Origin of the sequence: Aquipuribacter nitratireducens (assembly GCF_037860835.1) — a bacterium.
GTDB classification, from domain to species: Bacteria; Actinomycetota; Actinomycetes; order Actinomycetales; family JBBAYJ01; genus Aquipuribacter; species Aquipuribacter nitratireducens.
Genome location: NZ_JBBEOG010000013.1, coordinates 54,900 through 68,252 on the forward strand (window position 1 = coordinate 54,900; position 13,353 = coordinate 68,252).

The 13,353-nt window shown below is 77.5% G+C and carries 14 protein-coding genes; 13 read left to right on the forward strand and 1 reads right to left on the reverse strand.

Annotation, left to right across the window (positions count from 1 at the left end; genetic code table 11):
- Positions 1–2 precede the first annotated feature (2 nt).
- The 11 genes from WAB14_RS17605 (at position 3) to WAB14_RS17655 (ending at position 11,075) form a co-directional block, all read left to right on the forward strand.
- Positions 3–1,070, forward strand: a complete 1,068-nt coding sequence (locus tag WAB14_RS17605) for a quinone-dependent dihydroorotate dehydrogenase (RefSeq protein ID WP_340271669.1) — start codon at positions 3–5, stop codon at positions 1,068–1,070.
- On the forward strand, positions 1,067–1,948 hold the full coding sequence (gene pyrF, locus WAB14_RS17610; protein ID WP_340271645.1) for an orotidine-5'-phosphate decarboxylase: 882 nt from the start codon (positions 1,067–1,069) through the stop codon (positions 1,946–1,948). Before WAB14_RS17605 ends, pyrF begins: the two co-directional genes overlap by 4 nt.
- A 151-nt stretch (positions 1,949–2,099) precedes the next feature.
- Positions 2,100–2,417 carry an integration host factor, actinobacterial type gene (gene mihF, locus WAB14_RS17615; protein WP_340271646.1) on the forward strand — a complete coding sequence of 106 codons (318 nt, stop codon included), beginning with the start codon at positions 2,100–2,102 and terminating at the stop codon, positions 2,415–2,417.
- Positions 2,418–2,446: 29 nt separating this feature from the next.
- A complete protein-coding gene (gmk, locus tag WAB14_RS17620) occupies positions 2,447–2,992 on the forward strand; it encodes a guanylate kinase (protein WP_340271647.1) in 546 nt (181 codons plus the stop codon).
- Between the two features lie 46 nt (positions 2,993–3,038).
- Positions 3,039–3,311: a DNA-directed RNA polymerase subunit omega gene (rpoZ, locus tag WAB14_RS17625; RefSeq protein ID WP_340271648.1), complete on the forward strand. Its 273-nt coding sequence runs from the start codon at positions 3,039–3,041 to the stop codon at positions 3,309–3,311.
- A gap of 5 nt (positions 3,312–3,316) precedes the next feature.
- A complete protein-coding gene (gene coaBC, locus WAB14_RS17630; RefSeq protein ID WP_340271670.1) occupies positions 3,317–4,600 on the forward strand; it encodes a bifunctional phosphopantothenoylcysteine decarboxylase/phosphopantothenate--cysteine ligase CoaBC in 1,284 nt (427 codons plus the stop codon).
- 66 nt (positions 4,601–4,666) lie between these two features.
- On the forward strand, positions 4,667–5,860 hold the full coding sequence (metK, locus tag WAB14_RS17635; protein WP_340271649.1) for a methionine adenosyltransferase: 1,194 nt from the start codon (positions 4,667–4,669) through the stop codon (positions 5,858–5,860).
- Between the two features lie 50 nt (positions 5,861–5,910).
- On the forward strand, positions 5,911–8,022 hold the full coding sequence (locus tag WAB14_RS17640; protein WP_340271650.1) for a primosomal protein N' family DNA-binding protein: 2,112 nt from the start codon (positions 5,911–5,913) through the stop codon (positions 8,020–8,022).
- A 63-nt stretch (positions 8,023–8,085) separates the two neighbouring features.
- Complete coding sequence (gene def / locus WAB14_RS17645; protein ID WP_340271651.1) at positions 8,086–8,631, forward strand: peptide deformylase; 546 nt, start codon at positions 8,086–8,088, stop codon at positions 8,629–8,631.
- The gene (fmt, locus tag WAB14_RS17650) at positions 8,632–9,570 is read left to right on the forward strand and encodes a methionyl-tRNA formyltransferase (RefSeq protein ID WP_340271652.1); all 939 of its coding nucleotides are present in this window, start codon (positions 8,632–8,634) and stop codon (positions 9,568–9,570) included.
- On the forward strand, positions 9,570–11,075 hold the full coding sequence (locus WAB14_RS17655; protein ID WP_340271653.1) for an RsmB/NOP family class I SAM-dependent RNA methyltransferase: 1,506 nt from the start codon (positions 9,570–9,572) through the stop codon (positions 11,073–11,075). The genes fmt and WAB14_RS17655 overlap by 1 nt, the downstream gene beginning before the upstream one ends.
- Before the next feature lie 54 nt (positions 11,076–11,129).
- Here the strand turns inward: WAB14_RS17655 and WAB14_RS17660 are convergent, their stop codons facing one another.
- Positions 11,130–12,023 (reverse strand): LysM peptidoglycan-binding domain-containing protein, encoded by an 894-nt coding sequence (locus WAB14_RS17660; protein WP_340271654.1) that lies wholly within the window; start codon positions 12,021–12,023, stop codon positions 11,130–11,132.
- A gap of 254 nt (positions 12,024–12,277) precedes the next feature.
- Between WAB14_RS17660 and rpe the strand changes: the two genes are divergently transcribed.
- The gene (rpe, locus tag WAB14_RS17665) at positions 12,278–12,946 is read left to right on the forward strand and encodes a ribulose-phosphate 3-epimerase (RefSeq protein ID WP_340271655.1); all 669 of its coding nucleotides are present in this window, start codon (positions 12,278–12,280) and stop codon (positions 12,944–12,946) included.
- Positions 12,943–13,332 carry a hypothetical protein gene (locus tag WAB14_RS17670; protein WP_340271656.1) on the forward strand — a complete coding sequence of 130 codons (390 nt, stop codon included), beginning with the start codon at positions 12,943–12,945 and terminating at the stop codon, positions 13,330–13,332. The genes rpe and WAB14_RS17670 overlap by 4 nt, the downstream gene beginning before the upstream one ends.
- The last annotated feature ends 21 nt before the right edge of the window (positions 13,333–13,353 follow it).

Sequence of the window (13,353 nt, forward strand, 5' to 3'; positions counted from 1 at the left end):
TGCTGTACCGGCTGCTGTTCCGCACGGTCCTCGTCCGCCTCGACGCCGAGCGGGCGCACGTCCTCGGTGTCGCGCTCGTCGGGCTGCTCGGGCGGCTGCTGCTCGCCGTGCCCGGGGGGATCGCCCTCGCGCGGCGGGTCACGGCTCCGGGTCGGCGCGTGCCCGTGCGCGCCCTCGGGCTCGACCTGCCCGGCCCGCTGGGGGTCGCCGCGGGGCTGGACAAGGACGCCCGCGCGGTCGCGGGGCTCGCCGCCCTCGGCTTCGACGTCGTCGAGGTCGGCACCGTGACGGCCCACTCCCAGCCCGGCAACCCCCGGCCCCGGCTGTTCCGGCTGCCGCGGGACCGGGCCGTCCTCAACCGCATGGGCTTCAACAACTCCGGCGCCGACGCCGTCCGTGCCCGCCTCGAGCGGCTGCGGGCGCACCGGGGCGCCGACGGACTCGTGGTGGGCGTCAACATCGGGCGCACGAAGGCCGTGGCGGACGACGCGGTCGTCGCCGACTACACGCGCAGCGCCCACGTGCTCGGGCCCGTGGCGGACTACCTCGTCGTCAACGTGTCCTCGCCCAACACCCCCGGCCTGCGGGACCTGCAGGCCGTCGACACGCTGCGGCCGCTGCTCCTCGCCGTCCGGGAGGCCGCCGACGCCGCCGCGGGCCGCCACGTCCCCCTCCTCGTGAAGATCGCGCCCGACCTCGCCGACGCCGACGTCCTCGCCGTCGCCGACCTCGCCCTCGAGCTCGGGCTCGACGGGATCGTCGCGACGAACACGACGATCGCCCGGGACGGGCTCGGGACGCCTGCCGCGGACGTCGCGGCGCTCGGCGCCGGCGGGGTGTCGGGACCACCGGTCGCGTCGCGTGCCACGGAGGTGCTGCGGCTCCTCGCGGAGCGGTGCGCCGGCCGGCTCACCCTCGTCGGCGCCGGCGGGGTGACGACCGCCGGGGACGTCGCCGACCGGCTCGCCGCCGGCGCCAGCCTCGTCCAGGCGTACACCGCGTTCGTCTACGAGGGGCCCGGATGGCCGCGCCGCGTCCACCGCGACCTCGCCCGGCAGGAGAGCGCATGAGGGCCTTCGGTGACCGGCTGCAGGCGGCGCTGCGCGCCCGTGGCCCCCTGTGCGTCGGGCTCGACCCGGCGCCGGCGACGCTCGCGCGGTGGGGGCTGGCTGACGACGTCGACGGGCTGCGCCGCTTCGGCGACACGGTCCTCGACGCCGTCGCCGGCCGGGTCGCGCTGCTCAAGCCGCAGGTCGCCTTCTACGAGCGGTTCGGCTCCCGCGGGCTCGCCGCCCTCGAGGACGTCCTCGCCCGCTGCCGCACCGAGGGGCAGCTCGTGCTCGCCGACGCCAAGCGCGGCGACATCGGCTCGACGGCCGCCGGGTACGCCGCCGCGTGGTGCGACGACGCGTCCCCCCTCGCAGCCGACGCCGTCACCCTGTCGCCCTACCTCGGCTACGGCGCCCTCGCGCCCGCCGTCGAGACCGCCGCTGCGAGCGGGCGGGGCGTGTTCGTCCTGTGCCTCACGTCCAACCCCGAGGGCGCGGGCGTCCAGCTCGCGGGGCCGACGCCGGACGGCGCGCCGAGCGTCGCCGCGCACGTCGCGGCCGCGGCCGCCGCCGACAACGCGCGCCGGCTCGGCGACGCGGTGGGACCGGGGTCCGTCGGGCCCGTCGGGCTCGTCGTCGGCGCCACCGTCGGGCACCACCTGCGGGACGCGGGCGTCGACCTCGCGGCGGTCCGGGGGCACCTGCTCGTGCCGGGGCTGGGGGCCCAGGGCGCCACCCCGGACGACGTCGCCCGCCACTACGGCGACCTCGCCGACCGCGTCGTCCCGACCGCGAGCCGGGAGGTCCTCCACGCCGGACCCGACGCCGTCGCCGTCCGCGAGGCGGCCGAGCGGCTGGCGGCGGCGTGCGCGGCGGCGCTCGGGCGACCGGGGCGCTGAGCCCCCAGCCGCTCACAGCGCGCGTTCAGCCGGTTGCACCACGCTGCACCACGCCGGACCCGGCGTTGGACCCGCGCCGACGCCATGAGTACGTTCAGCCTGCGGCCCTTCCCCGCCGCACGACCGACGACCGACATGACAGAGGTGTCCCGTGCCCCTTCCCACTCTCACCCCGGAGCAGCGCGCTGCGGCGCTCGAGAAGGCCGCTGCCGCCCGCCGGGAGCGGGCCGAGGTGAAGAACCGCCTCAAGAACTCCTCCGCCTCCCTCGCCGAGGTGATCAAGGAGGGTGAGACGAACGACGTCATCGGCAAGATGAAGGTCGCTGCCCTCCTCGAGGCCCTGCCCGGCACGGGCAAGGTCCGCGCCAAGGCGATCATGGAGGAGATCGGCATCAGCGAGACCCGGCGCGTGCGCGGGCTCGGTGCCAACCAGACCGCCGCCCTCATCGAGCGCTTCGGCGGCAAGTGACACCAGGCGTCGCGGGTCCGCGGGTCACCGTGCTCGCGGGCCCGACCGCCGTCGGGAAGGGCACCGTCTCCGCCGACGTCCGGCGCCGCTACCCCGAGGTCGCGATCTCGGTGTCGGCGACCACCCGCCCGCCCCGCCCCGGCGAGGTCGAGGGCGTCCACTACCACTTCGTCTCCGACGAGGCCTTCGACGCCATGGTCGAGGGCGGGGAGCTCCTGGAGTGGGCCCTCGTCCACGGCCGGCGCCGCTACGGCACGCCCCGCAGCGCCGTCGATGCGGCCGTCGCCACCGGGCGGCCGGTCCTGCTGGAGATCGACATCCAGGGCGCGCGGCAGGTCCGGCGCACGTACCCGCAGGCCCGGTTCGTGTTCCTCGCCCCGCCCAGCTGGGAGGAGCTCGTCCGCCGCCTCGTCGGACGCGGGACCGAGTCGGCGGAGGAGCAGGACAGGCGGCTCGCCACCGCCCGCGTCGAGCTCGAGGCGGAACCGGAGTTCGACACCACCATCGTCAACCACGAGGTCCGGCAGGCCGCCGACGACCTCGTATCATTGATGGGTCTGCCCGTCCGCGACTAGCCCCGCTGGTCCCGCGCGACGCGCCACCCCACAGTCTGGAGACACCGTGCCGAGCACGCCCCCCGCCCCCGAGGGCATCACCAACCCCCCGATCGACGACCTCCTCACGGCGGTCGACTCGAAGTACTCCCTCGTCATCTACGCGGCCAAGCGCGCCCGCCAGATCAACGCGTACTACTCCCAGCTCGGGGAGGGCCTGCTCGAGTACGTCGGCCCGCTCGTGGAGACCCACGTCCAGGAGAAGCCGCTGTCGGTCGCCCTGCGCGAGATCGACGCCGGCCTCCTCACCATCGAGGCCAACCAGCCCGCCGAGGACTGATCCCGCTGCGCGTCGTCCTCGGCGTCGGCGGCGGCATCGCCGCCTACAAGGTGGCGCACCTGCTGCGACTGCTCCGCGCCGACGGGCACGACGTCACCGTCGTCCCCACCGAGGCGGCGCTGCGCTTCGTGGGCGAGCCCACGTGGTCGGCGCTGTCCGGTCATCCGGTCGCCAGCGACGTGTGGACCGACGCGCACGACGTCCCCCACGTCGCGATCGGACGCCACGCGGACCTCGTCGTCGTCGCCCCCGCGACCGCCGACCTGCTCGCGAAGGCGGCGCACGGTCTCGCCGACGACCTCCTGACGAACGTCCTCCTCACCGCGACCTGCCCCGTCGTGCTCGCCCCGGCGATGCACACGGAGATGTGGGAGCACGCCGCGACCCGCGCGAACGTCGCCACCCTGCGCGAGCGCGGCGTCACCGTGGTGGAGCCGGCCGTCGGGCGCCTCACCGGGGCCGACGCCGGGCCCGGCCGCCTGCCGGAGCCCGAGGACCTGCTCGCCGAGGCCCGTGCTGCGCTGGCGGCGGCCGCCGAGACCGTGCGACCGCGCGACCTGGTCGGGCGCCATGTCGTCGTCACCGCCGGCGGCACCCGCGAGCCGCTCGACCCCGTGCGCTTCCTCGGCAACGCCTCCTCGGGCCGCCAGGGCGTCGCCGTGGCCGAGGCCGCACGCGACCGCGGCGCGAGCGTCCACCTGCTCGCCGCGCACGTCGAGGTCCCTCTGCCGGACGGGGTCCGCACGACCCGGGTCGGCAGCGCCGCCGAGCTCCACGCCGCGGTGCGCGACGCGATCCGCGACGCCGACGTCCTCGTCATGGCGGCCGCGGTGGCGGACTTCCGGCCCGCCGAGGTCGCCACCGACAAGATCAAGAAGCGGGGCGCCGACGACGTCCCGACGCTGCGGCTGGTCCGGACCGTCGACGTCCTCGCCGACGTCAGCGCGCACCGGCCCCACCCGGGTCTCGTCGTCGTCGGGTTCGCCGCCGAGACCGGCGACGCCACGGGCGACGTCCGCCACCACGCCGAGGCGAAGCTCGCCGCGAAGGGCTGCGACCTGCTCGTCGTCAACGACGTGTCCGGGGGCGGGGTCTTCGGCCGCCCCGACAACGACGTCGTCGTCCTCGCGCCCACGACCGGGCCCGGACCCGGTGCGCGGGTCGTCGCGTCCTCCGGCCCGGCGGGCAAGCGCGCCGTCGCCGAGACGGTCCTCGACGCCACCGTCGCCGCCCTCACCGACCGGCTGGCCGGCGGGCGCGCGGACGATGTGTCCGCCCCCTCCGTCTAGGCTCACGCCCGGACGACCCCACCGCGCCACCCCGGCGCCCCGACCTTCCGCCTACCCGGGGAGACCATGAGCCTGCGCCTGTTCACCAGCGAGTCCGTGACCGAGGGCCACCCGGACAAGATCTGCGACCAGATCAGCGACGGGATCCTCGACGCGATCATCGCCGACGACCCGCACGCCCGGGTCGCCGTCGAGACGCTCGTGACGACCGGGCTCGTCCACGTCGCCGGTGAGGTGACGACCACGGCGTACGTCGAGATCCCGCGGATCGTGCGCGACACGATCCTCCGGATCGGGTACGACTCCTCGGTCAAGGGCTTCGACGGGCAGTCGTGCGGGGTGTCGGTGTCGATCGGCGCCCAGTCCCCGGACATCGCCCAGGGCGTCGACACCGCCTTCGAGACCCGCACGGGCGGCGCGGGGGATCCCCTCGACGCGCAGGGCGCCGGCGACCAGGGCCTCATGTTCGGCTACGCGTGCGACGACACCCCCGAGCTCATGCCGCTGCCCATCGCGCTCGCGCACCGGCTTTCCCAGCGGCTGTCGGAGGTGCGGAAGACCGGCGAGCTGCCGTACCTGCGCCCGGACGGCAAGACGCAGGTGACGGTCGCCTACGACGGCACCACCCCCGTCGGCATCGACACCGTCGTCGTGTCGAGCCAGCACGCCGCGGACATCTCGCTGGAGAACATGCTGACCCCCGACATCGACACCCACGTGGTGACACCCGTCCTGTCCGAGGCGGGGCTGGAGCTGTCGGGCATGCGGCTGCTCGTCAACCCGACCGGGCGCTTCGAGATCGGTGGTCCCATGGGCGACGCCGGCCTCACCGGTCGCAAGATCATCGTCGACACGTACGGCGGCATGTCCCGCCACGGCGGCGGCGCGTTCAGCGGCAAGGACCCCTCGAAGGTCGACCGCTCCGCCGCCTACGCCACGCGGTGGGTCGCGAAGAACGTCGTCGCCGCGGGGCTCGCCCGCCGCTGCGAGGTGCAGGTCGCCTACGCCATCGGCAAGGCGGCACCCGTCGGGCTCTACGTCGAGGGCTTCGGTACCGAGACCGTGCCGCTCGAGCGCCTGACGGCGGCGGTCCGGGAGGTCTTCGACCTGCGCCCGGCGGCGATCATCCGCGACCTCGACCTGCTGAAGCCCGTGTACCAGCAGGTGGCCGCGTACGGGCACTTCGGGCGCGACCTGCCCGGCGTCACGTGGGAGCGCACCGACCGCGTCGACGCGCTCCGCGAGGCCGCGGGCGCCTGAGCGAACGTCCTGGCGGGCGTCTGAGCGGGCGGGGCGGCCGACGCGGCGGGGTGGCCGGCGCGCCGGGGGGAGCCGACGACACGGCCACCCAGGACGCGCTGTTCGGGCCCGCGCCGCGTCGTCGGGGGCGCCGCGGGCGCCCTGGCAGCGACGGGGGCACCGAGCCCGCCGACCCCGTCGACGCGGAGCCCGCCGAGGGTCCCGTCGCCCACGTGGCGGTCGACGTCCCGCACCACCACCTCGACCACCCCTTCACCTACGCGGTCCCCGCCGGCCTCGCGGACACGCTGACGACCGGCTCCCGCGTCGTCGTGGCGTTCGCCGGGCGGTCGCACGACGGCTGGGTGCTCGCCACCGGCACCGGCCCCCTCGACGGGCTCCGCCCCGTCCGGCGGGTGGTGGGCGACCTCGCACCCCTGACGCCCGAGGTCGCCGGCCTCGCGCGCGCCGTCGCCGACGACCTCGCGGGGACGCTGCCGGACGTCCTCCGCTCCGCGGTCCCGCCGCGGCACGCGACCGCCGAGCGCGCCGTCCTCGACGCCCCGGCCGACGCGCCGGGCGACGCAGCGCCCGTGGCCGCGCCCGTGGTCGCGCCCGTCGCGGTCGAGGAGGCGACGCCGTGGGCCGCCCTGGTCGGGGGCGAGGCGTTCCTCCACCGCCTGCGGGCCGGCGAGGGGCCGCGGGCGGCCGTCCGTCCCACCCTCACGACCGACCCCGCGCGGCTCGTCGCCGACGCCGTCGCGGCCGCCCGCGCGGGCGGCCGGGGCAGCGTCGTCGTCGCACCCGACGTCGCCGCCGTCGAGGCCGTCCTCGCCGGGGCCGGGCTCGCCGAGGACCCGCGCTGCGTCGCGCTGCACCACGACCTCGGCCCCGCCGCCCGCTGGCGGGCCTTCGTGACCGCGCGGACCGGACGCGCCGACGTGGTCGTCGGCACCCGCTCGGCCGTCTTCGCCCCCGTCGAGCCGCTCGGTCTCGTCGTGGTCCTCGACGAGGGCGACGACGGGCACGTCGAACCCCACGCGCCCGGGTGGGACAGCGCCCGCGCCGGCCTGCTGCGCGCCGAGCGGGCGGGGGCCGCCCTCGCGCTCGTGTCCGTCGGACGCAGCACCCGCGTGCAGCAGTGGGTCGCGCAGGGCCGGGTGAGGTCGCTCGCCCCGGCCCGCGCCGCGCGCCGCTCGGGTGCCCCGCGCGTGGTCGTGCCGGACCCTGCGGACCCGCTCGAGGCGGCCGCGCGGCTCCCGCGCACGGTGCTGCGGGCGGTGCGTGACGCCCTCGCCTCCGGGCCCGTGCTCGTCCAGGTGCCGCGGGGCGGCTGGGCGTCGGCGCTGCGGTGCGCGCGGTGCCGGCACGCCGCCCGCTGCCGCCGGTGCGCCGGCCCGCTCGCGGTTCCCGACGCGGCCACCGCCCCCACCTGCGGCTGGTGCACCCTCGCCCACCCGGACTGGACGTGCCCGCACTGCCACGGGACGCGGCTGCGCGCGGGTGCCGTCGGCGTCGGACGCTCCGCCGACGAGCTGGGGCGTGGCTTCCCCGGCGTCCCCGTCCACGTGAGCCGGTCCGGCGAGCGACGGCACGGCGCGCCCGCCCACCCGTCTCTCGTCGTCGCGACGCCCGGGGCCGAGCCCCGTGCGCAGGACGGCTACGCGGCCGCGGTCGTCCTCGACGGGGACCTCGCCCTGGCCCGGCAGGGCCTCGACGTCGAGGAGGAGACCCTGCGCCGCTGGTGCGCGGTCGGCGGGCTCGTGCGGCCCGCACCGGACGGCGGGCTGCTCGTCGTCGTCGCCGACCCCGCGCACCGTGTCGTGCAGGCGCTCGTCCAGGACGCGCCCGAGCTGCTCGCCGACCGGCTGCTCGCCGAGCGGCGCGAGGCCGGCCTGCCGCCGGCCAGGACCCTCGCCCGCATCCTCGGCCAGGAGAGCGACCTCGCGGCCGCCGCGGCGTCGCTGCGCGGTGAGGACACGCTCGCGGTCCTCACCGGCGGCCCGGCCGTGCCGCCGGTGCGGGTGCTGGGACCGGCGCCCGTGGGCGGGGCGTGGCAGGTGCTCGTCACCGGCGCGCACGCCGATGTCGTCGCCGCCGTCCGCGCGCTGCTGTCGGCGCGGTCCGCGACGAAGGCACCGGGCCGCCTCGTCGTCCGCGTCGACCCGCCCGACCTCGCGTGAGCCGCCGCGGCGTGCCTCGCCGACCGGTCCGGACAGCCGCCGGCCCCACCTAGACTGGTCGTCATGGCGATCCAGGACATCCGGCTCTTCGGCGACCCCGTCCTGCGCACCCCCGCCGCGCCCGTCACGACGTTCGACAAGGAGCTGCGGCAGCTCGTCAAGGACCTCGAGGACACGATGCTCGACGCGCCCGGCGCCGGGCTCGCCGCACCGCAGATCGGGGTCGGGCTGCGCGTCTTCACGTGGCACGTCGACGGTGAGCTCGGCCACCTCGTCAACCCCGACCTCGACCTGTCCGAGGAGTGCCAGGACGGCGAGGAGGGGTGCCTGTCGTTCCCCGGCATCTACGCCGACACCCGACGCGCCATGAACGTCGTCGCGAGGGGCTGGAACATGCACGGCGACCCCGTGAGCATCGAGGGGTCGATGCTGCTCGCCCGCGCCATCCAGCACGAGACCGACCACCTCGACGGGATCCTCTTCATCGACCGGCTCGACCGGGAGCAGAAGAAGCTCGCCATGCGGATGATCCGTGAGGCGGAGTGGGCCGGCGAGCAGGCGCCGACGGTCAGGGTGAGCCCCCACGCCACCTTCGGCGCGGCGCGCTGAGTGCGGGTCGTCCTCGCCGGCACCCCCGAGGTCGCCGTCCCGTCCCTGCGGGCGCTGCTCGCCTCCGACCACGACGTCGTCGGTGTCGTCACGCGACCCGACGCGCGGGCCGGCCGGGGACGGCGCTCCCGCCCGAGCCCGGTCCGGGCGCTCGCCGAGGAGCACGGCCTGCCGGTCCTCGCCCCCGACTCGCCGCGCGAGCCCGCGTTCCTCGACGACCTCGCCGCGCTGCGTCCGGCGTGCGTGCCGGTCGTCGCCTACGGCGCGCTCGTGCCGCCCGCGGCCCTCGCGGTGCCCGAGCACGGCTGGGTCAACCTCCACTTCTCCCTGCTGCCCGCGTGGCGCGGCGCCGCGCCCGTGCAGCACGCCGTCCTCGCCGGCGACGACGTCTCCGGGGCCACGGTCTTCCGGCTCGACGAGGGCATGGACACCGGTCCCGTCCTCGCCACCATGACCGAGACGATCCGGCCCGACGACACCTCCGGGGCCCTCCTCGAGCGCCTCTCGACGGCCGGTGCGCACCTGCTGGTCCAGGTCCTCGACGGGCTGGCCGCCGGGGCGCTCACCGCGCTCCCGCAGGACGACGCCGGCGCCTCGCGGGCGCCCAGGCTCGCCGTCGACGACGCCCGCGTCCGGTGGGGCGACCCCGCCGTGGCCGTCGACCGGCGCGTCCGGGCGTGCACGCCCGCCCCCGGCGCGTGGACCACCGCGGCCGGGCGTCGCCTCAAGCTCGCACCGGTCCGGGTCACCGAGGAGACCGGCCTCGCCGCGGGCGAGATCGCGGCGCGGGGCGGGGACGTCCTCGTCGGCACGGCCACGACCGCGGTCCGGCTGGGTGACGTGCAGCCCGAGGGTCGCCGCCCGGTGCCCGCGGCCGACTGGTGGCGCGGTGCGCGTCTTCCGGAGGGCACGCGGCTCGGCGACGGGGCGGACGACTGATGCCCGCTCCCGACCGACCCGGTGGTGGGCGCGGTCCGGCACGGGGCGGCCGCGGCCCGGCTCGGGACGGCCGCGGCCCGGCTCGGGACGGCCGGGCGCCCGCCCGCGAGCGGCTGCGCCGCGCCGACCCCGCCCGCACCGTCGCCTACGACGTCCTCCGGCAGGTCTCGGAGCACGACGCCTACGCCAACCTCGTCCTGCCCGGAGCCCTGCGCCGGGCCGGCCTCGAGGGCCGCGACGCCGCCTTCGCCACCGAGCTGACGTACGGCACCCTGCGCCAGCAGGGACTCTACGACGCCGTCCTCGCCCGCGTCGTCGACCGCCCGCTCGACCGGCTCGACGCGGCCACCCGCGACGCCCTGCGCCTCGGGGTGCACCAGCTGCTCGGCATGCGGGTGCCCGACCACGCCGCCGTCGCCGCGACCGTCGCCCTCGTCCGGCAGTCGGTCGGGACCGGGGCGTCCGGGCTCGTCAACGCCGTCCTGCGCCGCGTCGCGGAGCGCGACCTCGACGGGTGGCTCGCGGAAGTCGTCGACGACGCGGACCCCGACACCGCCCTCGCGACCCGGCTGTCCCACCCGCGCTGGGTCGTGCGGGCCCTGCGGCAGGCGCTCGTGGCCCACGGCCGCGCGGGCGAGGAGACCCCCGACCTGCTGGCGGCGGACAACGAGCCCGCGGCCGTCTCGCTGCTCGCGCGCCCCGGGCTCCTCGACCCGGCCGACCTCGTCGCCGGTGGCGCCGCCCCGGGCCGGTGGTCGCCGTGGGCCGTGACCCTGCCGGCGGGCGACCCCGGCAGGCTCCCGCAGGTGCGGACGGCGCACGCCCGGGTGCAGGACGAGGGGAGCCAGCTCGTCGCGCTCGCACTCGCCGCCGTCCCGCTGGACCCGCCCGCCGACGGGCCGGAGCGCTGGCTCGACCTGTGCGCGGGGCCCGGCGGCAAGTCGTCGCTGCTGTCGGCTCTCGCTCACCGGGACGGGCACGCCGGCGTGTCGGTCGAGGTCAGTCCGCACCGCGCCGAGCTCGTGCGGCAGGCCGTCGCCGGCGCCGACGAGCGCTGGGAGGTCCGCACCGGCGACGGGCGCACCCTCGGCGAGGAGGAGCCCGCCGCCTACGACCGCGTCCTCGTCGACGCCCCCTGCACGGGGCTCGGGGCGCTGCGCCGCCGCCCGGAGGCGCGGTGGCGGCGCACCACCGCGGACCTCGCCGCCCTGGCGCCGCTGCAGCGGGAGCTGCTCGCCTCCGGGCTGGCGGCCGCGCGTCCCGGCGGGGTCGTCGCGTACGTCACGTGCTCGCCGCACCTGGCGGAGACCCGCCTCGTCGTCGAGGACGTCGTGCGCCGCTCGGCCAGGGCCGGGGTCGAGGCGGACGTGCTCGACGCCGGGGCCGCGCTCGCGGCGGGTGCGGGCGCCGAGGTACCGGACGCGCGCGCCGGTGACTTCGTCCAGCTGTGGCCGCACGTGCACGGCACGGACGGCATGTTCCTCGCCCTCCTCCGTCGTCGCTGACACGACCGCGCCGCCGTGCCAGGAGGCACGGCGGCGCGGGTCGGGGGACCGACCTCAGACCGACAGGCGCAGCCCGATGCTGATGAGGTTCGGGTTGCTGCCGACCGCCGACCGGTTCGCGGCGTACAGCTCCTGCCACGTCGTGCCGTAGCGGCGGGCGATGGAGGACAGCGTGTCGCCCGCGCGCACGGTGTACGTGCCACCCGACGACGAGCCCGACGAGCCCGACGAGCCCGACGAGCCCGACGAGCCCGACGAGGTGGAGGAGCCCGAGGAGCCCGGCACCGCGAGGGTCTGCCCGACGTAGATGAGCGACGGGCTCGAGACGCGCCCGCGGTTCGCCGCGTACAGCTCCCGCCAGGTCGTGCCGTAGCGCGCCGCGATCGACGACAGGGTGTCGCCGGCCCGGACCGTGTAGCGCCCGGACAGGCTCGACGACGACCCGCTCGACCGGCTCGCACCGGAGCTGCTCGAGCGCTCCGGCGCCGGGGCCGGGCTGGGGTCGGCGTCGGCGGTGCCGCTCAGGCCGAGCCGGGCCGAGCACGCGGGCCAGGCACCCCAGCCCTGCACGGCGAGGACCCGCTCGGCGACGGCGATCTGCTCGGAGCGGGTCGCGAGGTCCGCGCGGGGGGCGTACGCGAGGCCGCCGAAGCCCTCCCACGTCGGCTGGTAGAACTGCAGGCCGCCGTAGTAGCCGTTGCCGGTGTTGATCGACCAGTTGCCGCTGGACTCGCACTGGGCAAGCCGGTCCCACGTCTCGCCGGGCGCGGCGTTGGCGGGTGCGGCGCCGAGCGCGGCCCCGGCGAGGGCCGTGGCGAGGACCGCGGGCGCCGCCGTGCGGGCCGCCCGGGTGCCGCGCAGCGCGGCGGCGGCAGCCGCGACGCCCTGACGGGCGGCGACGGTGCGGGGGACGTCGGCCCGGTGGCGGGCAACGGTGCGTGTGCGCATTCAGGTGTCCTCTCGTCCCGTCCGGGACGCCCGGGCACGCTCGCGCAGCGGGGTGCGCGTCAGGGGGAGTGGGCGTGCAGCGCCCTGCTGCCTCCGGAGGGGGGAGACCGGGCCGGTGGCGGCAGCACGACGGACCACCGGCCGTCCCGCACGTCGGTGCGGGAGTCGCCACCGTAAAAGTCACGAAACGGACACGTCAACATCCCGCGAGGCCGCGGCGGGACTACCGTCCGGGGCGCCCGTAGCCTGGCGCCGTGCAGCGACCGCTCGTGGCTCCCAGCATCCTCAGCGCCGACTTCGCCCGCCTCGCGGACGAGCTCGAGCGGATCTCCGACGCCGACTGGGCGCACGTCGACGTCATGGACGCCCACTTCGTCCCGAACCTCACCCTCGGCGCGCCGGTCGTCGAGGCCCTCGCAGCCGCGTCGCCGATCCCCCTCGACTGCCACCTCATGGTGAGCGACGTCGACCGGTGGGCGCTCGACTACGCCGAGGCGGGCGCCGCGGGGGTCACGATCCACGCCGAGGCCTCCGCGGCGCCCGTCCGCACGGCCCGGGCGCTGCGGGCGGCGGGGGCCCGGGCGGGCCTCGCCCTGCGACCGGCCACGGCGTTCGAGGCCTACGAGGACCTGCTGCCGGAGGTCGACATGGTCCTCGTGATGACCGTCGAGCCCGGCTTCGGCGGGCAGGAGTTCCTCGACGTCACGCTGCCCAAGCTGCGCCGTGTCCGCCGGGCGGTCGACGCCGCCGACCTCGACGTGCGCGTCCAGGTGGACGGCGGGGTCTCCGAGGACACCATCGCCCGCTGCGCGGAGGCCGGGGCCGACGTCTTCGTCGCCGGCTCGGCGGTCTACGGCGCCGCCGACGCCGCCGGTGCGATCGCCCGCCTCCGCGAGCTCGCCGCGGCCCACATGCCGCGGTGACGTACGGACGCAGCGCGTCGGGGCGCGTCCCGCCGGGCTGGCCCGCGGCGGTGCCCCCGCCGGGGGAGCCGCGCTTCGTCGAGCGGGCGGTCGGCTGGCTGCTCGACGCCTGCCCCCCGGACTACCGCGGGCACGCGGTCCTGCTCGCGCACCCGGTCGTCCTCGCGTGGCTCGCGACCCGGCACGTCGACGCGCAGCTCGACGGCCTCTCGCGGGCGCTGTCCACCGCGCGGGGCGAGCTCGCCGAGGCGGGCGTCGCGACCGGCACCGTCGAGGCGACGCTCGAGGTGCTGCACGCCGAGGGCGCCCGGCTGCGCGCCACCCGGCGCGGCTGCACGCTGCTCGCCGACGCCCTCCGTGGCGGTCGGTGGGTGCCGCGGCTCTGAACCTCCCCAGGATCTCCCCAC